Source organism: Paraburkholderia caffeinilytica (assembly GCF_046030355.1).
In the GTDB taxonomy this organism is placed as follows: domain Bacteria; phylum Pseudomonadota; class Gammaproteobacteria; order Burkholderiales; family Burkholderiaceae; genus Paraburkholderia; species Paraburkholderia caffeinilytica_B.
In genome coordinates this window covers 141,983-165,346 of record NZ_JAQQCQ010000016.1, presented here as the reverse complement: position 1 = coordinate 165,346, position 23,364 = coordinate 141,983, and the positions used below count along the sequence as shown (strand labels likewise).

At 63.0% G+C, this 23,364-nt stretch carries 19 protein-coding genes and 1 pseudogene; 9 read left to right on the top strand and 11 right to left on the bottom strand.

The features are described from left to right. The first annotated feature begins 3 nt into the window (after positions 1–3). From PQQ95_RS23605 to PQQ95_RS23595, 3 genes are all read left to right on the top strand, one after another. Positions 4–1,029, top strand: coding sequence for an ABC transporter permease (locus tag PQQ95_RS23605; RefSeq protein WP_408441319.1), 1,026 nt, complete (start codon positions 4–6; stop codon positions 1,027–1,029). A gap of 110 nt (positions 1,030–1,139) precedes the next feature. Then, positions 1,140–2,081, top strand: coding sequence for an ABC transporter substrate-binding protein (locus PQQ95_RS23600; protein WP_408441316.1), 942 nt, complete (start codon positions 1,140–1,142; stop codon positions 2,079–2,081). A 166-nt stretch (positions 2,082–2,247) separates the two neighbouring features. Continuing rightward, positions 2,248–3,546 (top strand): L-fuconate dehydratase, encoded by a 1,299-nt coding sequence (locus PQQ95_RS23595; RefSeq protein WP_408441313.1) that lies wholly within the window; start codon positions 2,248–2,250, stop codon positions 3,544–3,546. 41 nt (positions 3,547–3,587) lie between these two features. Here the strand turns inward: PQQ95_RS23595 and PQQ95_RS23590 are convergent, their stop codons facing one another. Both PQQ95_RS23590 and PQQ95_RS23585 read right to left on the bottom strand, forming a co-directional pair. Next, entirely contained in the window at positions 3,588–5,513 is a 1,926-nt protein-coding gene (locus tag PQQ95_RS23590) for a potassium transporter Kup (RefSeq protein WP_408441311.1), read from the bottom strand. A gap of 135 nt (positions 5,514–5,648) precedes the next feature. Continuing rightward, positions 5,649–6,950, bottom strand: coding sequence for an aspartate aminotransferase family protein (locus tag PQQ95_RS23585; protein WP_408441309.1), 1,302 nt, complete (start codon positions 6,948–6,950; stop codon positions 5,649–5,651). 105 nt (positions 6,951–7,055) lie between these two features. On the opposite strand from PQQ95_RS23585, the gene PQQ95_RS23580 reads away from it, so the two are divergent. Both PQQ95_RS23580 and PQQ95_RS23575 read left to right on the top strand, forming a co-directional pair. Beyond that, positions 7,056–7,913 (top strand): LysR family transcriptional regulator, encoded by an 858-nt coding sequence (locus PQQ95_RS23580; protein ID WP_408441305.1) that lies wholly within the window; start codon positions 7,056–7,058, stop codon positions 7,911–7,913. A gap of 124 nt (positions 7,914–8,037) precedes the next feature. Beyond that, positions 8,038–8,511, top strand: a complete 474-nt coding sequence (locus PQQ95_RS23575; protein WP_408441303.1) for a VOC family protein — start codon at positions 8,038–8,040, stop codon at positions 8,509–8,511. Between the two features lie 107 nt (positions 8,512–8,618). On the opposite strand, the gene PQQ95_RS23570 is transcribed toward PQQ95_RS23575, so the two are convergent. Then, a complete protein-coding gene (locus PQQ95_RS23570) occupies positions 8,619–9,536 on the bottom strand; it encodes a LysR family transcriptional regulator (protein WP_408441301.1) in 918 nt (305 codons plus the stop codon). Between the two features lie 173 nt (positions 9,537–9,709). On the opposite strand from PQQ95_RS23570, the gene PQQ95_RS23565 reads away from it, so the two are divergent. Further along, complete coding sequence (locus PQQ95_RS23565; RefSeq protein WP_408441299.1) at positions 9,710–10,414, top strand: SDR family NAD(P)-dependent oxidoreductase; 705 nt, start codon at positions 9,710–9,712, stop codon at positions 10,412–10,414. 20 nt (positions 10,415–10,434) lie between these two features. On the opposite strand, the gene PQQ95_RS23560 is transcribed toward PQQ95_RS23565, so the two are convergent. After that, on the bottom strand, positions 10,435–11,313 hold the full coding sequence (locus PQQ95_RS23560) for a LysR substrate-binding domain-containing protein (protein WP_408441297.1): 879 nt from the start codon (positions 11,311–11,313) through the stop codon (positions 10,435–10,437). Between the two features lie 132 nt (positions 11,314–11,445). Here PQQ95_RS23560 and PQQ95_RS23555 point away from each other — a divergent pair, with 132 nt between their 5' ends. Beyond that, the gene (locus PQQ95_RS23555) at positions 11,446–12,078 is read left to right on the top strand and encodes an FMN-dependent NADH-azoreductase (protein WP_408441294.1); all 633 of its coding nucleotides are present in this window, start codon (positions 11,446–11,448) and stop codon (positions 12,076–12,078) included. 43 nt (positions 12,079–12,121) lie between these two features. Here PQQ95_RS23555 and PQQ95_RS23550 read toward each other — a convergent pair whose 3' ends face one another. Then, entirely contained in the window at positions 12,122–12,886 is a 765-nt protein-coding gene (locus PQQ95_RS23550; protein ID WP_408441291.1) for a helix-turn-helix transcriptional regulator, read from the bottom strand. An 86-nt stretch (positions 12,887–12,972) separates the two neighbouring features. Here PQQ95_RS23550 and PQQ95_RS23545 point away from each other — a divergent pair, with 86 nt between their 5' ends. Both PQQ95_RS23545 and PQQ95_RS23540 read left to right on the top strand, forming a co-directional pair. After that, positions 12,973–13,647, top strand: a complete 675-nt coding sequence (locus PQQ95_RS23545; protein WP_408441289.1) for a class I SAM-dependent methyltransferase — start codon at positions 12,973–12,975, stop codon at positions 13,645–13,647. A gap of 62 nt (positions 13,648–13,709) precedes the next feature. Further along, a complete protein-coding gene (locus tag PQQ95_RS23540) occupies positions 13,710–15,140 on the top strand; it encodes an amidase (protein WP_408441286.1) in 1,431 nt (476 codons plus the stop codon). A 46-nt stretch (positions 15,141–15,186) separates the two neighbouring features. Here the strand turns inward: PQQ95_RS23540 and PQQ95_RS23535 are convergent. The 6 genes and pseudogenes from PQQ95_RS23535 to PQQ95_RS23510 form a co-directional block, all read right to left on the bottom strand. Further along, positions 15,187–16,578, bottom strand: a pseudogene (locus PQQ95_RS23535) (TolC family protein); the annotation flags it as partial. A 4-nt stretch (positions 16,579–16,582) separates the two neighbouring features. Further along, positions 16,583–16,759: a hypothetical protein gene (locus PQQ95_RS23530; protein WP_408441376.1), complete on the bottom strand. Its 177-nt coding sequence runs from the start codon at positions 16,757–16,759 to the stop codon at positions 16,583–16,585. 93 nt (positions 16,760–16,852) lie between these two features. After that, positions 16,853–19,108 (bottom strand): FUSC family protein, encoded by a 2,256-nt coding sequence (locus PQQ95_RS23525; protein ID WP_408441284.1) that lies wholly within the window; start codon positions 19,106–19,108, stop codon positions 16,853–16,855. Next, on the bottom strand, positions 19,089–20,138 hold the full coding sequence (mdtN, locus tag PQQ95_RS23520) for a multidrug transporter subunit MdtN (protein ID WP_408441283.1): 1,050 nt from the start codon (positions 20,136–20,138) through the stop codon (positions 19,089–19,091). The genes PQQ95_RS23525 and mdtN overlap by 20 nt, the downstream gene beginning before the upstream one ends. Continuing rightward, positions 20,135–20,446, bottom strand: a complete 312-nt coding sequence (locus PQQ95_RS23515) for a hypothetical protein (protein WP_408441280.1) — start codon at positions 20,444–20,446, stop codon at positions 20,135–20,137. The genes mdtN and PQQ95_RS23515 overlap by 4 nt, the downstream gene beginning before the upstream one ends. A 105-nt stretch (positions 20,447–20,551) precedes the next feature. After that, entirely contained in the window at positions 20,552–23,305 is a 2,754-nt protein-coding gene (locus PQQ95_RS23510; protein WP_408441277.1) for a fused MFS/spermidine synthase, read from the bottom strand. Between the last annotated feature and the right edge of the window lie 59 nt (positions 23,306–23,364).

Here is a 23,364-nt window from a genome sequence, read left to right as displayed (position 1 = left end):
TTTATGACACAGCCATCGGATACGTCGACGCTCGCTAACGAGGGACGGTTGTCCGGCCTTAGAGCCCGCGTCTTTACGCCGACTGCGCTACAAAAGCTGCTCGCCTTCGGGAGCCTGATCCTGTTGCTGGTATTTTTCAGCTTCGCGTCGCCCGCGTTCATGCAGATGGACAATATGCTCGGGATTCTGCAAGCGACGGCCGTCAACGGCGTGCTGGCAATTGCCTGCACGTTCGTCATCATCACCGGCGGCATCGATTTGTCCGTCGGCACCTTGATGACCTTCACGGCCGTCATTTGCGGCGTGTTTCTGACCTATTGGCACTTGCCGATGTGGACCGGTGTGGTTGCCGCCATCGGGACGGGCGCGATCTGCGGGACCATTTCGGGCACGCTCACGGCGAAAATGAAAATACCGCCGTTCATTGCCACCTTAGGCATGATGCTGCTGCTGAAAGGCCTTTCGCTCGTCGTCTCGGCCGACAAGCCGATCTATTTCACCGACACCGAAAACTTCTACATGATCTCTCAGGATTCGCTGATCGGTTCTATCGTGCCGAGCTTGCCGGTTCCGAACGCGGTTCTGATTCTGTTTTTCCTCGCGGTGGTGAGTTCGATCACGCTCAATCGCACGGCGCTCGGCCGCTACACCTTTGCGCTCGGCAGCAACGAAGAGGCCGTGCGCCTTTCCGGCGTGAATGTCGACCGGTGGAAGATTGCCATTTACGGGTTGGCCGGCGCTATTTGCGGCATCGCCGGGTTGCTGATTGCCTCGCGCCTGAATTCGGCCCAGCCGGCGTTAGGCCAAGGTTACGAACTCGAAGCGATCGCCGCCGTGGTGATCGGCGGGACCTCGCTCAGCGGCGGCGCGGGCACGATTCTGGGCACCATCATCGGCGCATTCATCATGAGCGTGCTGACCAATGGCCTGCGCATCATGTCCGTTGCTCAGGAATGGCAGATCGTGGTGACTGGCCTCATCATCATTCTCGCGGTCTATGCCGATATTTTGCGGCGCAAGAAGAGCTGACGAAGGTTGACGCTACGCGAAACAAGATCAAGGTCAAGATCAAGAAAAGGGAGCGCCCAAGGCTCCCCGAACGGCTGAAGGTGGATGGCCAACTTAGGAGGAGAAACCCCATGTTGAAAAGAAAACTAGTCGGTGTCGTGGTCGGCGTTGGCGCGCTCATTGGCGGGGCGAGTGTGACGTACGCGCAGGATACCTACATCCCGCTCATCTCGAAGGGCTTCCAGCATCAGTTCTGGCAGGCGGTCAAATCCGGCGCGGAACAATCGGCCAAGGAACACAACGTCAGGATCACCTTCGAAGGGCCGGAAACCGAAGCGATGGTCGACAAGCAGATCGACATGCTCTCGGCCGCGCTTGCCAAGAAGCCCCAGGCGCTCGGCATTGCCGCGCTCGATAGCAAGGCGGCCATTCCGCTATTGAGGCGCGCGCAGGCAGCCAAAATACCCGTCATCGCGTTCGACTCCGGTGTGGACAGTGACATTCCCTTGACGACCTGCGCCACCGACAATCTTGCCGCGGCCGCGCTCGCCGCCGACAAGATGGCTGAGGCCATCGGCAATGCGGGCGAGGTCGGTCTGGTGGTGCACGACCAGACCAGCCGCACCGGCATCGATCGCCGCGATGGCTTCCTGAACGAGATGAAAGCGAAGCACCCGAACATCAAGATCGTCTCGGTCCAGTACGGTGGCGGCGACCATCTGAAGTCGGCGGAAATCGCCAAGACGATGATCCAGGCCAACCCGAATCTCAAGGGTATTTTCGGGGCGAATGAAGGGTCGGCGGAAGGCGCCGCGATCGGCGTCAAGGAATCGGGCAAGAAGCTCGTGCTGATTGGCTACGACTCCGGCAAGGAGCAGAAGGACGACATCAATTCGGGTTTGATGACCGGCGCCATTACGCAGAATCCGGTCGGCATCGGCAAATGCGTCGTGGACTCCGCGGTGAAAGCGTTGAAGGGCGAGAAGCTGCCCAAGAAAGTCGATACCGGCTTCTACTGGTACGACAAGACCAACATGAGCGATCCCAAGATCGCCGCTGTGCTCTACGATTGACCGGCACTGTCAGGCGCGAAGAAGAGGAGGGGGCGCGACGCGCCCTCTTCTTTTCCCGCCGCGCATGCGCTGAGCGCGAAGGTGGCCGCAAAGAGGCCAGGTGAGCATGCACGACCCTCTTTGCTTATAAGCAGAAGTCGATTGCTGTCGCAGAGGAGGGGTTCAGATGCCCACCATCACCAGGTTGTCCGTCCGGGACATTCGGTTCCCGACCTCGCGTTCACTTGACGGCTCCGATGCGATGAACGCCGCGCCGGATTACTCCGCTACCTACGTGACGCTCGAAACCGATTCGCCGAAGGCGCTCGCCGGCCACGGCCTTACCTTCACCATCGGACGCGGCAATGAGATCTGCGTGGCTGCGGTGCAGGCGCTTGTGCCGCTGGTCGTCGGTAAAACGCTGGAGGATATCGCCGCGAACATGGGCGCCTTCTGGCGCGCGCTGACGTCGGATAGTCAGCTGCGCTGGATCGGTCCGGACAAGGGCGCGATTCATCTGGCGACGGCGGCGGTCGTGAATGCGGCCTGGGATCTGTGGGCCAAGTCGGAAAGTAAGCCGGTGTGGAAACTGCTCGTCGACATGAGTCCCGAAGAACTCGTGCGATGTCTCGACTTTCGCTACGTGACCGATGCGATCACGCCGCAAGAAGCGATCGCCATGCTGCATCGCCATGCAAAGACCCGTGGCGAGCGCGAAAAGGACATGCTGGCGCACGGCTATCCGGCCTATACGACGTCGGCCGGCTGGCTCGGTTACGACGACGAGAAGATTCGCCGGCTCGCGCGTGAAGGCGTCGCGCAGGGCTGGACGCACTTCAAGCAGAAAGTGGGCGGCAATATTGAAGAAGATATGCGCCGGGCTCGCATTCTGCGCGAAGAAATCGGCGAAAACCTGAAGCTGATGATGGACGCGAATCAGGTGTGGGATGTCGATGAAGCGGTCGCGAACATGCGGCGCCTGGCGGAATTCGATCCATGGTGGATCGAGGAACCCACGAGTCCCGACGACATCCTCGGCCACGCGGCTATCCGCCAGCGGATTCGGCCCATTGGCGTGGCGACGGGCGAGCACTGCCATAACCGGGTAATGTTCAAGCAGTTGCTACAGGCGCAAGCCATCGATTTCTGTCAGGTCGACAGCTGCCGCCTGGGCGGTCTGAACGAGGTGATCGTCGTTCTGTTGATGGCGGCGAAATTCGGCGTGCCTGTGTGTCCGCATGCGGGTGGTGTCGGTTTGTGCGAATACGTGCAGCACATTTCGTTGTTCGACTATATCTGCGTGTCGGCGTCGCTGGAAAACCGGGTGCTCGAATACGTGGACCATCTGCATGAGCATTTCGTTGATCCTGTCGTGATTCGAAACGGCCGTTATATGCCGCCGCAACGTGCCGGGTACAGCATCGAAATGCATGCGGCGTCGCTCGATCAGTACGATTTTCCCGAGGGACCCGCGTGGCGGCCGTAACAGATAGAGGTGAGCGGTTCCGCTAAACGAAAGACGGCGCCTCAGATTTCCACGCGTGTGCCGACTTCGATCACCCGATTGGCCGGCAGCTTCAGATAAGCTGCGACGTTGCCCACGTTGTGCAGCATGACCGCGAACAGCCGCTCGCGCCACATTGCCATGCCCCTGTCGCGCGTCGGCACCACGGTGGCGCGGCTGAGGAAGTAAGAGGTTTCTGTGGGCTCGAAGGTGAGGCCCGACGCTTTGCATATCTCCAGTGCGCGCGGCAGATCGACTTCATCCATGAAGCCGTACGTGATCGTTATCTGGTAGCAGCCCGAGTCGAGCTGATGCACGCTCACGCGCTGGTTCGCTGACACCCACGGTATCTCCTCGTTGTTCACGGTCAGGAAGATGACGCGGTCGTGCAGGACACGGTTGTGCATCAGATTGTTGATCAGCGAGTGCGGCACGCCGTCAGGATCAGCCGAGAGGAAGATCGCCGTGCCGCCGACGCGCGTCGGCGAACGGGCTAGCAACGTGGCGAGGAAGGGCGCAAGCGGCGTCGTTCCGGCCCGCACACGCGCTTCGGCGCGCATCAGCTCCCAGCCGCGTCCCCATGTCGCCATGATCGTGTAGATGAGCAGGCCGATCAGCAGCGGGAACCAGCCACCTTGCATCAGTTTCAGCAGGTTCGCGGAGAAGAACATCGCGTCGATAATGAAGAAAAACATCGTCGCGAAGATACACAGCCACCAGTTGTAGTGCCACGCATAGCGCACGACGAAGAACGTCAGGATCGTCGTGATCAGCATCGTGCCGGTCACGGCGATACCGTAGGCGGAACCGAGCGCCGTCGAAGAGCCGAAGCCGAGCACGGCGGCCACGACGGCAGCCAGCAAGGTCCAGTTGATCCCCGGCACGTAGATTTGCCCCATTTCCCTTTCCGACGTATAGATGACGTTCATCCGCGGCAGGAAGCCGAGTTGCATCGCCTGCTTGGTCATCGAATATGTGCCGGAAATGACGGCCTGCGACGCAATGACGGTCGCGATCGTCGACAGCACGATCATGGGATACAGCGCCCATTGCGGGAACAGGTGGTAGAACGGATTCTGCAGCGCGCCTGGCTCGGCAAGCAGCAACGCGCCTTGCCCCAGGTAGTTCAGCGCGAGCGCGGGGAATACCAGGCCGAACCACGTGAGCCGGATTGGCTTCGCGCCGAAGTGGCCCATGTCGGCATAGAGCGCTTCGGCGCCCGTCAGCGAGAGCACGACCGCACCCAACGCCACGAAGGCTAGCCACCGGTGATGCAGGCAGAACGCGAGGCCGGCGAACGGATTGAGCGCCACCAGTATTGCAGGCGCCTTCGCCATGTTGACGACGCCCGCCAGCGCCAGCACGACGAACCAGAGCACCATCACCGGTCCAAAAATCTTGCCGATGCCGGCCGTTCCGTGCTTTTGCATCAGGAACAGCGTGACGAGCGCAACCAGCGTCACGGGTATCACGCAGGTCTTCAGAAACGGTGCGGCGACTTCCAGACCTTCGACCGCGCTCAACACCGAGATTGCCGGCGTGATCACGCTGTCGCCGTAAAACAGCGCCGCCCCCATGATGCCGACGCCCAGCAGCGTACTGCGCAGCCGCGGCCGGCTTGTTACCGATGAAGCAGCGAGCGCCAGCAGCGCCATGATGCCGCCCTCGCCGTGATTGTTCGCGCGCAGAATCAGCGCGACGTATTTGAGCGAAACGACGATGGTGAGCGACCAGACGATCAGCGATACGATGCCGACCACATTCAGCGCGTTCAGCGCGAGCCCGTTGAGCGGGTCGAACACCGTCTGCAGCGTATAGAGCGGACTGGTGCCGATGTCGCCATATACGACACCCAGCGCCGCAAGCGCGAGCACATGCAACGCCGGCCGGCGATGCGCGGCTGTGCCGGGACCATCACCCTCGGAAGCCGCAGGTGCTGTCAGGCTCATGTCTCGCTCCAGATTGGCGCATGGTTGCGCTCGCTCGGGCTTCAGGCCGAACCAATGATCAGCGGATTGGCTTGCCGCCCTGATTGTTCAAAGTATAGGGAAGCAAGCGGGGAAAAGCAGGGTCGATGTGACTGACTATAGCGAACGTTCGATCGCCTGCCCGAGCAGCGCCAGCCCCAGATCGATCTCGCTCTCGAGGACGGTCAACGGAGGGGCGATCCGGAACACACCGCCCATGCCGGGCAACTGCACGATGTTCATGCTGAGCCCCAGGTTCATGCACTCGCGGGTAATCTTCGCGCCGAGTCCATCCGCCGGTTCCTTCGTGCGGCGGTCCTTGACGATCTCCATCCCCAGAAGCAGCCCGCGTCCGCGAATATCGCCGATGCAATCGAAGCGCTCCATCAGATCCAGCAGACCGCGTTTGAGCCGCTCGCCCATCAGGTTCGCCCGCGCAACCAGCCCTTCGCGCTCGACCACATCCAGCACCCGCAGACCGACGGCGGCGGGAAGCGGATCGGACACATGGGTCGTATAGAACAGGTAGCCCAATTCATGGGCCCGTTCCTCTATTTCCGCGGAGGTCACGACGGCCGCCAGCGGCAGGCCGGCGCCCAGCGTCTTCGACAGCGTCAGAATGTCGGGCGTGACGCCATCGCGCTGGCAGGCGAACATCGTGCCCGTGCGTCCGACGCCGGTTTGCGCTTCGTCGAGGATCAGCAGCATGCCGCGCTCCTCGCATTTGCGCTTCAGTGCGGCCATGTAGCCTGCCGGCAGTTCGATGATGCCGCCGGAACTGAGGATCGGCTCGGCGATAAAGGCGGCGAGATTGCCACTGGACTGACGATCGATGAGGTCGAAGGCGTAGTCCAGTTCCGCCAGGCAATCGTATTCCCCATTGCGCTCGAAACGCGGCCGGTAGGGGAACGGAGCGGGGATCGCGAAGGAGCCGACGGCTGCCGGACCCACGCCCTTGCGGCCGGCGCTGTAGGTGGCGGATGCCGCGCCTCCCGTCATGCCATGCCAGGACTGCGCGAAACCCACGATTTCATATTTGCCGGTGACCAGCTTCGCCATGCGAATGGCGGCCTCGTTCGACTCCGCGCCGGTGCTGAGTAACAGCGCCCGGTCGAGTCCGTCGGGCGTGATCTCGGCCAACCGGGTCGCCAGGTCGACCACCGGGCGCGAAAGCATCCCGCTGAAGAGGTGGTCGAGCTTGCCGGCGTATTCGTTGATGACCGCCACGATGTCCGGATGGCTGTGCCCAAGCACCGCGCTCATCTGTCCGGAGGTGAAATCGAGGATCGCGCGGCCGTCCGCGTCATAGACGAAGCTGCCCTGGGCGCGTTCGATGATCATCGGTTCGAAGGTACCGCCATAGCGGATGAGGTGCTGCTTGGCATTGCGCCAGAAATTTGCATCGTTGTTCCGGGACACCTTGCTTCTCCTTGGCGGGTGGCGAGAATAACTTGCAGTCTAGAGGGCGCTCTGCTTTCATAGAATCGAATAGTTCTTATCGAAGATAGAAGCGAGCCTTATACCTTGAGCCTTTCACTCGAAATCGATCTGCTGCGCTCGTTTACCGTCATTGCCGAAGTGCGGGCGCTCAGCCGCGCGGCCAACCGGATCGGCCGGACCCAGTCTGCGCTGAGCCAGCAGATGAAGCGCCTCGAAGAAATCGTCGATCAGCCGCTGTTCCAGCGCACGGGGAGAGGGGTGGTGCTGACCAATCCCGGCGAGCGGCTGTTGATCCACGCCCAACGCATTCTGCGGTTGCACGACGAGGCGATGGCCGACCTGTCCGGTAAGGGGCTGTCCGGGACAATCCGCTTCGGCTGCCCGGACGACTACGCCGCTGTTTTCCTTCCGCATTTGCTGCGTCAGTTCTCGAGCCAGCATCCGCACGCCCTGGTGGAAGTTATGTGCGCGCCGACTCCGCGATTGCTCGAACAACTGGAGATGCATGCGCTGGACCTTGCGATGATCTCGTTGCCGGACGACGTGGCGAATGACGACATCATTCGTCGCGAGCCGTTGGTGTGGGTGGGCTATCCGGGACTGGATTCCGCGCACTTCGATCCATTGCCGCTGGCGGTTTCCGATCCTGACACACTCGATCACGTGGCGGCCTGCGAAGCGCTGCAACGCGCCGGCAAGGCTTACCGTATCGCCTATGCGAGCAGCAGTCTTGCAGGTCTGACCGCCCTGGTCCGCTCGGGGCAGGCTTTTGCCGTTCTCACACAGACTGCCGTTCCCGCCGATCTCTGCATCCTCAACGGCGATCCGGCGCTTCCCCCGTTGCCCGCCATTGGCATTACCCTGAAGTTCGAGCGGGCGCGTCCTTCGCATCTGATCGCGGCATTCGCCGAGCACATCAGGCTGACGCTGCCGCTGCTGTGATCGGTGCGGATAAAAGGTGAAACTTTTCTGCCCGGCGTGTCGATTTTGATAGCCTTCCTTCGTCGTCTCAATGGCAGCGTGCGGCTTGCCTGCGCATTCAGCCAACACTGACAGGAGATTTGCCATGACGATTCAAAAGATCACGCCTTTTCTTTGGTACGCCGAGGACGTTGAGGAGGTCGCGGCTTTCTATACGAAGATATTCCCGGACTCGCGCATCAATCGGGTCACTGGGGTGCCGAGCGCCGGTTCCACGAAGGTGGTCGATTTTGTTCTCTTTGGGCAGCCCTTCATTGCCATGAACTCCGGAAAGCCCGATCCGTTCAACCACGCGATATCCCTTATGGTCGACTGCGGCGACCAGGCTGAACTCGATCGCTACTGGAACGCGCTTGTCGAAGGTGGTGGCTCGCCCGTGGCGTGCGGCTGGCTGAAAGACCGCTTCGGCGTCATGTGGCAGATCGTTCCGTCCGAACTCATGAAGATGATGGCCGACCCCGATCCGGTGAAGGCCACGCGCGTTGCCGAAGCCATGATGAAAATGGTGAAGTTCGACGTCGCCGCGCTGAAATCCGCCTATTCGGGGGCGACGGATTAACCCGCGGTTCAAGGGGCCTGTTGTATGTCGTGCGCGCCATAACGAGGCGGTGTGCCCGTTCCTGCACGAGGGAGAATAGGTCGGCACGCGCACCGGAGGCTGCTGCTTTACCGGTGTTCCCGTTCCCGGCATACCGTTAGCACTATTTGCCGAAGCCAACGATGAACAGGATCGACCTCTAAACGGGGATGCCACATCTGCGACACCGTAATCTCACCGGTCGTTACGGGAAGCTCGAAAGCATAGATGGCGGTGGAGGTGGGCTCAGGCCGATTGCCGAGAAGAGACGCAGGCACGAGCGCTATCAGGTCGGAGGCGCGCGCGACAGTGAGCGCGGCGGGAAAACTCGGGACTACGGCGACGATCGTTCGCTCCAGCCCCAAAGCAGCCAACGCCTCATCAACCGGTCCGCTCGTGCTGCCGCGCCGGGAAGCGACGACATGGCCGAAGGCGGTGTACCGTTCGGCCGTCACTTCGCGCTCCTTCGCGAGCGGATGGTCCTGTCTGACAACGCCGAGAAAGCGATCCCGGAATAATGCCTGCACGCGGACCTCTGGTCCCATTTCGCTCAAAACACCGATTTCAAGATCCGCGGAGCCGTCTCTCAGATACGCCGCGGTTTTCTCAAGCTTGGGCGCAAAACGCAAACACACGCGTGGTGCAACCGCAGTCGTCGCAGCGATCAGTGAAGCGCCGAAAGCCTCCACAAAACCGTCGTTGGCGCGAATGGTAAAGCTTCGCTGCAACGTCGAGAAATCCGGTTCCGTGGTCGAGGGACGCAGTACGGCACGTGCCTCATGAACCGCATTCTGGGTGCGGTGGCGCAGTGCCTCCGCGTGGGGTGTCAAGACCATGCGACGCCCCGCCCGCACCAATAACGGGTCACCGGTCGCCTCGCGAAGCCGGGTCAAGGTCCGGCTCATAGCCGAGGCACTCAGTCCCAGTCGACGCGCAGCACCGGCCACGCTGCCATCGGCAAGCAATACGTCGAGCGCAACGAGCAAATTCAGGTCGGGTTCGGGCATGCCCGATCGTAGCATCATCCGTTAAGACATGGCGTTTGATGCACGTTATAAGTGCAACTGCTGCGTCTTCCGCCATGTCTCCCTCGTCGATATATTCCGTGTACTGACTCATGATCCAACGCTTGGCATCTCAAAGCGGCGTTCTATCGGGTCCCACTTACAGGGAGCTATCCATGCAAGACAACACTTCGCAGAAAACCGTTCTCCTCGTTGGCGCATCCCGCGGCCTCGGATTCGCAATGGTCGAGGAATACCTCAAGCGTGGCTGGCGAGTGATTGCCACCGGGAGAGAGGGCTCCACGGGAAAGCTGCGCCAACTCGCGGAAAACACCCAGGGCGCGCTGGAAGTCGAAGCAGTCGATATCACGATGCCCGACCAGGTCACCGCGTTGCATAGTCGTCTTAAAGATCGGCGACTGGATGTACTTTTCGTGAATGCCGGCGTCAAAAACGATGATCGTGAAACGATCGCCGATGTCTCGACCGAGGAATTCGTGCGCGTCATGGTGACGAACGCGCTGAGTCCGATGAGAGTCGTCGAGGCGTATCAGGACCTCGTGAAACCGACCGGAACGATCGGCGTCATGTCGTCCGGGCAGGGCAGCCTCACAAACAACGAGAACGGCAATTACGAGGTTTACCGGGGCAGTAAGGCTGCGCTCAACATGTTCATGCGCAGCTTTGCCGCGCGTCACCGGAACGACGCGAGAACCTTGCTATTGATGGCGCCTGGATGGGTAAGGACGGACATGGGTGGTCCTGACGCACGTCTGAGTATCGAGGAAAGTATCCCGAACCTGCTGAGCACGATAGAGGCTTATGAAGGACGCTCCGGATTGCATTATCTGGACTACCTGGGAAGAGTCGTTCCCTGGTGAGCGTGACGAAAGCGCCAGCGTTACAGCGTTCTCTGCCGGGTGGCGCCTGTGCGCACGGCGACTTCGTCGAAAATCGTCTCGGCGAATTCGGCAGCAGCCGGCACTTTGGCGTCGTACATCATGACGAATTCAATCTCCGGCAGTTCCGGTAAGCCCTCGGACACACCCAGTTCGCGAAGCTCGCTGTCGATCGCGCTACGCGACACCGGTGCGATGGCGATGCCGGCGCGCGCGAACGCCCGGATGCCTGTGACGCTCGGACTTTCGCATGCGATTCGATAAGGCATGCCGGCTAACGCGAGTGCCTTGACGGCTGCTTCCCGGTACGGACACGGGTTGGGGAAGCACGCCAGCGGTACATCACCTTCGGGAAGCGGCTCGTGACGGGCAAACGCCCAGGCGAGCGGCTCTCGCCACAAAATCGCCCCTTTGTCCGAGGGTGAACACCGGCTGCCGACCACGAGATCGAAATCGCCGTTGGCGTGCCGTCGAAACAAACTGTCGCCAATGTCGACCGTCAGATCCAGCAGCAAACCACGGCGTGCGGCGCTATAGCGGCGCATCGCCTCGGGAAGCCAGCCCCCGGCAAAGTCCTCCGATGCGCCAATACGCAGCTTGCCGCCGAATGCGTCGCCCGTTCCCAACCTGGACCTTGCTTCCTCACTCAGATTGAGCATTGCCCGCGCGTAGCCGAGCAGCGTTTGACCATGCTCCGTGAGCGCGACACTACGCGTGTTGCGCACAAGAAGAGCACGGCCGATTTGTTCTTCCAGACGAACCACCTGGGCGCTCACCGCGGATTGGCTCAGATTCAGTCTGCGACCCGCGCCGGTAAAGCTCCGCACATCGGCGACGGCAACAAACGTATGAAGCAGCGCAGTGTCGAGGGGAAGGTTCATTAATCACCAATCTGGGTTAATTCAATCAATTAATTTCGTTTCTAAATTATAGGCGAACTCGATACGCTGCGAATCATAGTGAGCGACCGCGCATCCTGCGCGTCGCTGTCACCCTGACCAAGGACGATTTCCATGACACGCGTGCTTTATATCGAAGGCTCACCCAACAAGGGTTATTCGGCGTCCATCGAAGTGTGCAATGCATTTCTCGATGCGTACCGGCTGGCGCATCCCGATCATGTGATAGAAAAGCTCGACATATGGGACCTGGCAATGCCCGAGTTCGACGGAGATGCGCTGGCCGCGAAGTACGCCGGATTGAACGGAACGGCTTTGACGCCGGCGCAGGCGGCGGCATGGCAGCGTATCGAGGAACTCGCGGCGCCATTTCACGCGGCGGACAAATTATTGTTCGGCGTGCCGCTATGGAATTTCAGCATTCCGTACAAGCTCAAGCATCTGATCGACGTGATCTCGCAGAAGGACGTGCTGTTCACGTTCGATAGTTCCGGTTTTGCCGGCATGTTGCGCGGGAAGAAGGCGGCAGTCGTCTACGCGCGCGGACTCAGCTACACGTCGCCGGGCTCGTTTACGCCGGCCAGCGAGTTCGACCTCCAGCGCCCCTATATGGAAACCTGGCTCAAGTTCGTGGGCGTGCAAGACGTTGTCGGTATTGTCGTCGAGCGCACCTTGTTCGGCCCGGACGGAAAGGCCGATCGAAGTAACGCAATCGAAGAAGCCCGGGCGATTGCACGCACGTTTTAGTCGTGCCGAACTGCGGCGCAAACCTCTCCGTCCCGCAACCTCGCTAGGCGCCCGCTGTCGTTTCGCAAAACGTAACACTCAGGCGGCTACGCTCGAACATGAAGGACGGCGCAATGCCGAACGAGGAGCGAAAGGTCCGCGATAAATGGGCGGAGTCTGAGAATCCCGCCGCATGCGCCGCGTCGGTCAAACTCGATCCGCGCATGGCGGCCTCCGCCGCCGCGCGCAGACGGCACCATAAAACATAGCGCCGCACCGGCACGCCGGTCGCGTCGCGGAAGCGATGCGCCAGCCGGCTGGGAGAACGGTGTACGGCTTGCGCAAGCGCCGCCAGCGTAATCGGTCCGTCGAGACGCTGGCGGACGAGCGCGCAAACCTGCGCGACCAGCGCATCATCATTTGAGCTGCTGGTCGCGGCCGGTTCGATCAACGTATCCACGAGCGACTGCGCCGCAACGGCATCCCCGGCTGCTGCGCCGCGCGCGAACGTGCGCAGCTGCGGGTTGAAGGGCAAGGAAACGAGTCCCGTGCTTTCGCGGCCGGGAAAGCGTGCCCACTCGATACTTTCGGGTTCCAGATACAGCACCGCCGAGGTTCCGAATGCCGGATGGGCATGCGGGGTGTCCGGCGGCACGAGCAGCAGATCGGCGCGGTGCAGGCCGGTGTGCGGCGATTCGTAGACGACGGGCCCATCCAGGCCGAACGCTATCTGAGCAAGATGATGCCGATGTTGAGCCGACGCATAAGCGGGCGCCAGCATCAGCAGACGCTGCGGCCAAACATACAGATGAAATGGAGTGGGAGACATATCAGCCTGTTTATTCAAGTCCGGGGTGCATTGCCACGCGCATGCTGGTGTCTCGACCACTAACCTGCGTGACTTGAGGTGCTTTCATGTCCACCGACACTGGCTATATCCATGCCCTGCGCTTTGCTTCTCTGAGCGCGCTATACGACCCCGTTGTTGCCTTGACCTCTCGCGAGCAGACGTTCAAGTCGGCCCTGCTCGACGGCGTCGCACTGGAACCCGGACAGCGCGTGCTCGACATCGGTTGCGGTACCGGGACGCTAGCCTGCATGGTAGCGCAGCGCGAACCGGAGGTGGAGGTGTGCGGACTGGACGGCGACCCGGCGATTCTCGAGCGTGCCCGGCGCAAGGCAGCGGAACGCGGCGTCCCAGTCAGGTTCTCGCACGGGATGTCGTTTCAGCTCCCATTTCCAGACAATCATTTCGACAGTGTGCTGTCGAGTCTCTTCTTTCACCACCTGAACCCGGACGCCAAACAGCGCACGCTGGCTGAAATTTTTCGGGTTCTGAAACCGGCAGGACATCTGCATATTGCCGACTGGGGCGCCGCACAGGACCCGCTGATGCGCGCGGCCTTTCTCGTCATCCAGTTGGTCGATGGATTTGCGACGACGCAGGACAGCGTCCGCGGCAAGCTGCCTGGCATGATGGAGCAGGCAGGCTTCAACGATGTCCATGTCGACGGGCGCTTTCGCACGATGCTTGGAACGATGGAGATAGTTCGCGCTAAAAGGCATGCCTCGCGAGATGCGAGTCACTGACGTTCCGACCGCATACGAGATGACGTTGAATTCGAGGTTTAACAGACACGGAGAAAAGCACGATGGCTATCACGGAATATGCCGATTACGACGGCTTGGGCCTTGCCGAATTGGTGCGTAACAAGGACGTCAAACCTTCCGAGCTGGTCGAGGAAGCAATTGGGCGCGCGGAAAAGCTCAATCCCAGGCTCAACTTCGTGGTGTTCCGCGACTACGAGCGGGCACGCGCGACCGCGAAAGGGGAGTTGCCAAAAGGCGTGTTTTCGGGCGTTCCGTTCTTCCTCAAGGACATCTTCGCCACCGCCGAGGGCATACCCACGCGGCTAGGTTCGCGCTTCATGCCGGCGGTTCCCGCGCCGCACGATTCCTTGCTGACAACCCGCTATAAGGCTGCGGGGCTCGTCATTCTCGGCAAGACCAACGTGTCCGAATTCGGACTCGTGCCGACAACGGAATCCAGGCTGTACGGACCCGCGCGCAATCCCTGGCATCTCGATCACTCGCCGGGCGGGTCGTCGGGTGGCTCGGCCGCTGCCGTTGCCGCGCGCATCGTGCCGCTCGCGCACGCCAATGACGGCGGCGGCTCGATCCGCACGCCCGCGTCGTGCTGCGGGCTGGTCGGTCTCAAACCGACACGCGCGCGAATGAGCTATGCGCCGGATTTCGGTGACATGCTGGATGGCCTCGCTAACGATCACGTGGTGTCGCGCAGCGTGCGCGATTCGGCGGCGGCGCTCGATGCAACGGCCGGGTGCATAGAAGGCGATCCTTATTGGGCGCCCGATCCTCCGCACTCGTATCTCGCCGCCATGGCCGCGAAACCGAAACGACTGCGCATCGCCTTCTCGACAAAAGGAACCGACGGACGCCCGCTGCATCCCGATTGCGTCGAGGCAATCGAGCACGCAGCCAGGCTTTGCGAAAGCCTTGGCCATATCGTCGAAGAAGCGACGCCGGACCTGAACCAGACGACGCTCATCCCGGCCTTCATGGCGTTCTGGGCCAGCCATCTCGCCGCGGGTATCGATCACATTGCGCAACTCACCGGACAGACACCGTCCGACGATAAATTCGAAGGGCTGACATGGGGGCTTTACGAAACCGGCAAGCGCATCACGGCGAGCCAATATCTGCTGGCGAAGGGCGCCATGCAGGTCGCAGGCCGCAACGCTGCGGCATTCCATGAACACTACGACGTCTGGCTGAGTTCGACGTTGGGCTCGCCGCCGGTGAGGCTCGGCACCTTCGATCTGGACGAGCGCGATCCGCAAAAAGCCTTCGCACCGTTGATCGACTACGTGCAGTACACCGCGATGCAGAACGTGACAGGACAGCCCGCGATCAATCTGCCGCTTCACTGGAACGCGGCGGGGCTGCCGATCGGCGCGCATTTTGTTGGCCGCTACGGCGACGAGACGACACTTCTGCAACTCGCTGCGCAACTTGAGCAAGCCGCTCCTTGGGCGCAGCGTCGTCCCAACCTCGAAAGTTGAGCCTTGTGGGTGGGGAATGAAACCCGCTTCAATCTACATTCCCCACTCACCAGTTGTCCCGCATCGGAATCGATTCAACCGACCCGGTTGCCAGTGCGAGCGCCGCCGCAGCCGACAACGCACTGCTGTAGCTATCCGCGTCCGCGTTCTTTGCCACCAGCAATTGATTCTGCGCAAGCAGCGCGTCGGTAACCGAGCCGACACCTTGTCGATAGGCATCGAACGCGGCGTCATATGTTGTCTGCGCGGCAGTAAGCAACTCCTTGGCCGCAACCTGCGCGGCAAGACTCGTCTGCAGCGTATTCTGCGCGGCAACGATTTGCCGAACGGCTTCTTCGCGGCTTCGGGTAAGACGCGTCGATGCGCTATCGGCATCGTTGCGCGCCTGCGCGAGCACAGCCGATCGCAGGCCGCCGTCATACAGCGGAATCGTTACGCCGACGATCACGCTGCCGCCGTAGCGGCCGCCGCTCAGGTTCACCGTCGGCAGTTGCTGACCAATGGCCGGCACCGCCGAAATCGACGAACTGCCGGTGTTGTATGCGCCGGTCGCCGAGACGAATACCTTCGGCATGAAGTCCGACTCGGCCGCCTTCACTTTCGCGAGGTTGACCCGCTCGGCCGCATACGCGCTCAACACGTCCGGGCGGCGAGCGATCGCGGACGACACAATCTGTTCGATCGAGTCGTTCGTGATCGCCGGGAGCGTGTGGGCCGGCATCTCGGCGATTCTCGGCTTGGACAGCGGAGAAATCCCCATCGCGGCGATCAGCGCGAGATAGCGGTTGCTTTCGGCGCCCTGCGCTTCGACCAGCGCGAGCCTGGCCTGCGCGCGATTCTGATTGGCCTGCGCCACTTCGATGACAGTGCCGATGCCGTGTTTGTAGCGCGACTGCGCCGCGGTCAGGATCGCACTGGCGTTGTCGAAACCTTGTTGGGTCGTGGTGATGCGGGCGCGCGCGGCCTGGTACGCGTAGAACGCGACGCTGACGTCGAAGATGACCTGTTGATGGACCGCGGTGAAGCCGATGTTCGCCATCACCGAGGCCTGCGATGCGGCCTCGACGCGCGCGGCGCGTCCGCCGAAGTCGAACAGTAGCCATTGCAGCGCGACCACCGAGGTCGTGCCGTGCCCCGTTGCGCTCGCCGATGAATCGCCGAGCGCGGAGGTGCTCGAATCATGAAGACCGGCGTATTGCCCCATCGCCGCGACCGACAGTTGCGGCAGGTACGCGCTTTTCGCGATGCCGGCCGCGAGGGCCACATTGCGCGCGTCGTTCCATGCGATGCGGGTCAGCGGATTCGCCGACTCCGCCAGATCGATCAGTTCGGGCAGGTCGTATGCATGCGTTTGATCGAGTGATGCCGGAGGGGGCACGGCGGCGAGGGCCGGATTCGCGGGTAATGAGTAGCTGCGTGTGGATGGAGTCGGGGCGGCTGAGTTAGTCGAAGCAGATGAGGCAGCCGAGGCAGTCGAAGCAGCCGAAGAAGCCGAAGAAGCCGAAGAAGCCGAAGAAGCCGAAGAAGCCGAAGAAGCCGAAGAAGCCGAAGAAGCCGAAGAAGCCGAAGCCGACGGTCCGGGGACGATGGCGCCAGCTGCGTCCGTCTGGGGTTGCCACGGGCGGTCGGGACTGTCCGGCGCCATGTTGAGGGACGACGTGGCGCATCCGGCCAAACCCGCCGCGGCCAGGATCGCCAGTGCGAATGGAGGGTTAAGCCGGCGCATGAGTCGTGAGTTCCTTCGCCGCATCGTTCGACGCTGCGTGTTCGAGTTGAGTGAGGCGTGCATCGCCGAGGTCTAGTAAAGCGGTGCGTGTGCCGTCGTCGATTGCTGTAGTCGGCAAATTCGCATTTGGTGCGATTGGCAAAGCTGGATCCTTCGCAGCGGGAGGAGTCGGGGCCTGTGTGATCGCAGCAGACGGACCGGCCGCAGCAGGCGGATCAACTGCAGCAGGCATATCAACTGCAGCAGGCGTATCAGCCGCAGTAGGCGTATCGGCCACAGCAGGCGTATGGGCCGCAGTAGACACATGACCCGCAGCAGACACACCACCGCCCACACCGTTCTCACCGGACGATACCGGCAACCCATCCATAACCCGCTTCAACCATCCTTCAATCGCGGCATCACCCGGACGTCGTTCGGCGAGCAGAAACATCGGTCCTTCGAGCGCATCGAGCCTCGCCAGCGCGTAACGGCGTTCAGCGATCCATTGCGGGTCGGGGCGAACCCACGACGGCTCGTAATGCATCAGCGCGAGATCCTGTTCCAGCGCGCCGCACTGAGCCATGGCGCTCGCGGCCTGTGCGCGGCGCGCGACGGTGTCGGGCAACGCCGCCAGCCGCTCCCACTGTTGCCGCAGCGCGGCGAGTCCGCTGTCGATGCGCGCGGCCACGCTGACTGGCCACACGTGGGTGAAAACCAGATAGACGACCACGTTGCCGACCAGGATCCCGATCGTGCGATCCCGCGCGACCGTCAGATCGTAGCCAGGCGCGGCGCCCTGCAACACGCACATGAAAAACACCAGGGCGATCTGGAAGCCGGCATAAGCAATACGCGGCGAACCGAACGCGACCCACGCCGACAACCATGCCCCGATCAGCACGAGCGCCATCAATCCGACAACGGAGGACAGCATCGGCACGACGAACACGATCGCCGCGATACCCAGGACCGCGCCTACCACACACCCGGTGATCCGCAGCGTCATCTTCTCGACGGTCTCGGCGGCGGTGCCGAGCGACACCATGTAGACCGTGATGAAACAGGTGTGGATGCCGGGCCAGTTGATCTGCGAGTAGAGCACATAGCAGAACATCGCCGCCACGGTGGTTTTCAGCGCGTAGCGGACGTGGTCGGGATTCGTGAATGCATCCGGCAGGAAGAACCCGCCGCGCTTGTCAGCGGCCGGCGGCTTGGCTTCAACTTGGGCCTGGCCCGGTGCTTCGGCCCGCGCGGCGGTTTTGACCTCACCTTCGACACCGGTTTGCGCTTCGACGACGGCGAAGCGGGTGATCGCCTCGTGCAGATTCTCGACGACGAGTCGCATGAGCGGTGTCAGTTCTGTCACGGCAGGCAGATCGAGTTCGATGTCGACCGGATAGCCGCCGGCATCGAGCATGCGCGCCATGTTCTCAAGGGTGTCGGCGATCGGCCCGATGAATGTTGCCGGCAGCCGTTCCGAGGGTTCGCTTGCCGCGAGTTCGGCCGCGACCAGAATGGCCAGCGTCGACGACACAGCCTGCCGCAACGGGGCGATATCCGCCCGTACCGACGACCCGTCGACCACCGAAAGCTTCAGCCACGTGCCGATTTGCGCATCCCCCTCGCGCAGGCACGCGCCGAGCGCCTCGCGCGTCGCCTCGGGCTCGGCCAGGCCACGGGCCGCGAGCCGCAGGCGCCTCGCCAGCTCGCGGCCAGCGAGCTTTCGCGGCGACGGCGACATGACCACGTTGACGCAGATCGAGACCCCGACCGGAATTGCGACAAACAGCCAGGCGTAGAGCAGGGCGCGCGTCGCCACTTCGCCGAACGGCGCCATGCCGAGCTCGTCGAGCGCAAAGCCGACGATCATCGCGATGATCGCGCCCACCGGCCGCAGCTTGCTCGCCGAGGTCACGAACAGCAGGCCGAACGATAGCCCTGCGATGCACGCCACCCGCCACATGGGATCGTCGAGCGTGAATACGGCCACCACCATGACCAGCCCGATGACCAGCGTGACCAGCACCAGCAGCGCCGAGCTCAGCACCGCGCTCAGCACCCGGTCGGGCCGGTTCAGGAAGAACACGACATAAGCGGAGATCGCCGCTTCCGGCGTGCCGTACGCGCTTGTCACGAACGCCGTCAGCGCGCAGATCAGCGCGATGCGGGTCGCCATCGCCGCTCGCCCGGGATAGGGCGCAAGCAGCTTCAGAATGTCGGCGGGGCCCGGTCGGGCAAGATCACCGGCAGGCTGCGCCATGCCGGACCTCGACTATCGCGCTCGCACCGATCCGTACCAGCCGGGCGGCCGGCTCGTCGAGCCGCACACGCACGGGGAAGCGCTGGGCGACCCGCACCCAGTTGACGGACTGCTGGACGATCGGCAAGGTGCGCGGCAGATTGATACGGTCGGAATCGGCCACGCCCGCGCCGATGCCGACCACCTTGCCGTGAATCGCCTGGCTTCGGTCGATCATGGAATAGACGGTCGCACAATCACCCGGCTGGATCCGCGCGAGCGCCCCTTCCCTGAAGTTGGCGACGGCGAACCATTCGTCCGCGTGGACGAGCGTGAAGATCGACTGATGCGGCGCGATCGTCTCGCCCGCCAGCACCGATAGCCCCGTGACGAAGCCGTTCTGCGGCGCACGTACTACGGTGTCCTCGAGGCCGCGCTGCGCGAGCGCGAGGGCGGCCTCGCGCGCATGCACGGTGGCGACGGCGCCTGCTTCATCGCCGATGGTCTGCGCGGTGGCCTGCTTTTGCTCCTGCGCCTGCTTCAGCGACAACGCCGCGTCGTGCTGAGCGACCTGCGCCTGATCCAGTTGCTGGACCGGGACGTAGCCCTTCGCCACGAGCGGCGTGAGCCGCTCTACGGTGCGTGTTGCCAGTTCGTAGTTGTGTGCCGCTTTGCCCGTCTGGTCGCCCGCGATGACCGCCGTGGCGCGCTCGCCGACAATCGTCCTGCGCCGCGTGTCGAGCGCCGCGCGGGCCAGTTCGAGGTCGGCCTGGGTTTGCGCGACCGCGAGCCGATACGGCACAGGATCGATCTCGAAGAGCACGTCGCCTTTTGCGACCCGCTGGTTCTCTTCCACCGCCACCCGGATGATCCGGCCGCCGACTGGCGACGCGACGTGCACGACGTCGGCGTCGATCGTCGCGTCGTCCGTTGAAGGAAACCGGGTGGTCCGGTCGTAGCCGTACCAGGCCGCCGCGATGCCGAGCACGACGATCACGCCCGCGATCACGCGGCCCTTGACGGAGGCCTGGCGCTTGCCGGCGATTTTCATAAGAGCTGTCCTGTTCCCGAAAGCCAGAAGAGCACGCCGACCGTCAAACCGATGGCCACGCAGACGGAAAGCTGAAACGGAACGATCTGCGCCCACCCGGTGGACACGAAGATCCGATGGGCGGCGAGCGCGCCGACGAGTCCGACCACCGCGCTCAACAGCCAGAGCGGAAAGTAGGCGCCGAAGATTTCATACGACGGCGCGCCGCGCAGCGTACACCCCTGCAAGGACAGGCTCAGGGCAGCGACGGCCGGAAGACGCCACGTGCGGAGCACGCTCGGGTCGCAGGCGTTTCTTTGATTTGGCATGAACGGCATTGCGGCGTGGCGACGTGAGTGAATCCATGATGGAAACAACCAAATTACCGGCACTTTACCAGCGCCGCAATTTCGTTTCGATGTTTTCCGCTTTCGCTATCTATCGTCTCCAATGAGCCAGCGGAAGTAAGCATTGTCCGGGTCCGTGCGGACGGCATTGCCGATGTCTTGCGCCCACGCGTCCCGGTCACCTTTATAGGCATCCAGCCCGGCTGAATAGAAACTCTGCAGTGCACTGCGCGACTGCTCCATGGCGGCGCGGAAAGCGTCGTCGGCGCCCTGCAATCGCGGCGCGGTATGAAGCGCCAGCAGGTGGGCCAGCGTCGTCGGAAATGCGTCGTGGCGAACCCACGTGGCGTATTCGATACGTGGCTGGTCGTCCGTGACGGGCTGGGCGTCCGCGGCGTAGTACTCGAGGCCGGCGCGGTCGGTGATCCAGGTGGCCAGCAGCGCAGCCGGCGATGCAATGCCGACTTCGCGCAGCGCCGCGGCAACCGGCGGTTGCGCAAAGCGCGCTTCGATCCGCGGCACGTCCAGTTCGAGCGGCTGCATTGAACCGACCAGCATCATCTCGTGCAACTCGGTGGTCCACAGTGCAGCGTGCGGAAACACCTGGATAAAGCTCTGGATCAGCGAGCGCGTGTCCTCTTCATTCTGCGTCGGCAACGGCAGCCATTGCGCGACGATGCCGCCTTGCTGCAGGCGTGACGCCGCCAGGCGATAGAAGTCCGACGAGTACAGATTGACGACACCCGCGGCCGACGGCGGCGGCGGCTCGAGCGTGATCAGGTCGTAGCGTTCGGCACTGCGCAGCAATTCGCGCCGTCCGTCGCGCAGCCGGATGTCCATGCGGGCATCGGTGCTCATGCCATAGTTGCCCTTGAACTGCGGCGCGGCCCGCACGACGGCCGGCAAGAGTTCAGCGACGGCGCGGTGTTCCAGCCCAGGCCAGGTTAGCAGGGCGCCCCCGGTAATGCCGGTGCCGAGTCCGATCACCAGCGCCGTGCGCGGCGTCTCGCGGTGAATGATCAAAGGCAGCAGCGCTTGCAGGCGCATATAGCGCAGCGACGCCATCGTGTCGCCGGAGTTGGAGACGCCTTGGATATAGAGGCGCCGGAATTGCCGCTGGCCGGCGTTCTGTTCGACGACCGCCACGGTGCCGCCCGCGCTCTCTTCGTAGAAGGTCAGATTGCCGCCACGCGATTCGGCGAGCAGCGTGGCGAGCCGGTCGGACGGTGTCACGATGACGGTGACGAGTGTCAGCACGGCGAGGACGGCTACGCTCCAGCGCGCGAACGGTCGCACGTCCGAGCCGCGCAGCACGGCGATCAGACTCACTGCGCCCGCGAGGAGGGCAAGTGCCGCGAGCGTGTGAACGAGGCCCAATTGCGGCACAAGCACGAAGCCGGTCAACAGGGTCCCGGCGATCCCGCCGGCGGTATTGAGGGCAACCACGGCGCCGACGTCGCGCCCTGTGTGCCGGTTATCCACGTTCAGACGCAAGGCGAAAGGGAACGCCGCGCCTAACAGCAGGGTCGGCGCGAAGACGATGCACACGGCCGCCACCGCGAAGCCCGCGCACATGGCCGTCAACAGATTGCCTGTGGCGCCGAGTGCGGCTTCGCGCGCGAGGCTTTGCCAGTGCAGCAACCCGTTGCCCAGTACGGCGATCTCCAGCAGCGCGACCAGTCCGGCCGACACGATCAGCATGGCAAACGCGCCCCACGGATCGCGCACCCGGTCGACGTAGCGCGACGCCACTGCGCTGCCGAGCGCGAGGCCCAGCAGATAGGTGGCCAGCACCACGGCGAAGGCAAAACTTCGGGTGCTGATGAATTGCACGATCACCTGCGACCACACCACCTCGTAACCGAGCGCGACGCCGCCGGCCAGTGCGTAGAGCACGAGCGCGAGGCGGGCTGTCGAGGCGAGCGGGGGGCGCTGAGTCGCCACGGCAGAAGCATGTGCGTCGTTGCGCGTAGTGTCGGCGGCAGCGGACGCGGCGGCCAGCGACGGCGTGGCATGTGCGGCCCGCCCGGCAGCGGCCCGGGACGACGCATCCTGCGCGATGTTCGCCGCAGACTGGCCCGAAGCGATGGCCGATGAGGACGCGCCAACAATCGGCACGAAAGCCTGCTGCGTACGATCCAGCAGCGCGGCGACGAGCGCTGCGCCGGCATTCAGCGCGGCAGCGGCAAACGCGCTGCCTTGGACGCCGAGCCATGGAATCAGGACAAAACCCGCAGCCAGCGTGCCGGCAATCGCGCCGGCCGTGTTGGCCGCATAAAGCCGGGCGCCAGAGCGGCCCATCTGGGCGGCGGCGGGGGACAGCGCGCGCATCAGCACGGGCAACGTGCCGCCCATCAGTACGGCGGGCAAGCCGACCAGGACAAAGGGCAACGCCCAGGCAAACGGCCCGATCCGATCTTGCAGCAAGGCGAACGGCGCTGCGGCATGCGGCAGCATCCACGTGCTGGCGAGTGCCAGCACCAGCACGCCGGCTTCGAGTCGCGCATACAGGCGCAAAGGCCGCGCGAGCCGGTCGGCGAGCCTGCCGAAGATCCAGCCACCCACTGCAAGGCCCGCAAAAAAAGCGCTGACACCGGTTGTGACGGCTTGCACCTCTACGCCGACTACGAGGGCGAGTTGCTTGATCCACAAAACCTGGTAAACCAGCGATGCCGCGCCGGAGGCAAACAGCAGCAGCAACGGCCAGCCGACCGGCAAGCGTGGGCTGGCGGCTTCTTTCTGGGGCGCGTGCAAGTGTGCATCGTCGCGACGCTGTGCGCGTTCATGTGCGCGGCGCTCACGGCGTGAGCTTTTGGCACGGTTGGCCAGCGTTTGGGTCATGGGATGGAGATTGCGTCGGGATGGTGGAAACTGAACTGGGCTGAATCGAACGGAAGTGA

What these genes read in the sequence shown, in the direction of transcription:
- PQQ95_RS23600 (WP_408441316.1), top strand. Translation starts at nt 1,140, where the DNA reads ATGTTGAAAAGAAAACTAGTCGGTGTCGTGGTCGGCGTTGGCGCGCTC.
- PQQ95_RS23545 (WP_408441289.1), top strand. Translation starts at nt 12,973, where the DNA reads ATGTCCACCGACACTGGCTATATCCATGCCCTGCGCTTTGCTTCTCTG.
- mdtN (WP_408441283.1), bottom strand. Translation starts at nt 20,138, where the DNA reads ATGAAAATCGCCGGCAAGCGCCAGGCCTCCGTCAAGGGCCGCGTGATC.
- PQQ95_RS23540 (WP_408441286.1), top strand. Translation starts at nt 13,710, where the DNA reads ATGGCTATCACGGAATATGCCGATTACGACGGCTTGGGCCTTGCCGAA.
- PQQ95_RS23560 (WP_408441297.1), bottom strand. Translation starts at nt 11,313, where the DNA reads ATGAACCTTCCCCTCGACACTGCGCTGCTTCATACGTTTGTTGCCGTC.
- PQQ95_RS23575 (WP_408441303.1), top strand. Translation starts at nt 8,038, where the DNA reads ATGACGATTCAAAAGATCACGCCTTTTCTTTGGTACGCCGAGGACGTT.
- PQQ95_RS23515 (WP_408441280.1), bottom strand. Translation starts at nt 20,446, where the DNA reads ATGCCAAATCAAAGAAACGCCTGCGACCCGAGCGTGCTCCGCACGTGG.
- PQQ95_RS23565 (WP_408441299.1), top strand. Translation starts at nt 9,710, where the DNA reads ATGCAAGACAACACTTCGCAGAAAACCGTTCTCCTCGTTGGCGCATCC.
- PQQ95_RS23550 (WP_408441291.1), bottom strand. Translation starts at nt 12,886, where the DNA reads ATGTCTCCCACTCCATTTCATCTGTATGTTTGGCCGCAGCGTCTGCTG.
- PQQ95_RS23595 (WP_408441313.1), top strand. Translation starts at nt 2,248, where the DNA reads ATGCCCACCATCACCAGGTTGTCCGTCCGGGACATTCGGTTCCCGACC.
- PQQ95_RS23555 (WP_408441294.1), top strand. Translation starts at nt 11,446, where the DNA reads ATGACACGCGTGCTTTATATCGAAGGCTCACCCAACAAGGGTTATTCG.
- PQQ95_RS23605 (WP_408441319.1), top strand. Translation starts at nt 4, where the DNA reads ATGACACAGCCATCGGATACGTCGACGCTCGCTAACGAGGGACGGTTG.
- PQQ95_RS23525 (WP_408441284.1), bottom strand. Translation starts at nt 19,108, where the DNA reads ATGGCGCAGCCTGCCGGTGATCTTGCCCGACCGGGCCCCGCCGACATT.
- PQQ95_RS23590 (WP_408441311.1), bottom strand. Translation starts at nt 5,513, where the DNA reads ATGAGCCTGACAGCACCTGCGGCTTCCGAGGGTGATGGTCCCGGCACA.
- PQQ95_RS23570 (WP_408441301.1), bottom strand. Translation starts at nt 9,536, where the DNA reads ATGCCCGAACCCGACCTGAATTTGCTCGTTGCGCTCGACGTATTGCTT.
- PQQ95_RS23510 (WP_408441277.1), bottom strand. Translation starts at nt 23,305, where the DNA reads ATGACCCAAACGCTGGCCAACCGTGCCAAAAGCTCACGCCGTGAGCGC.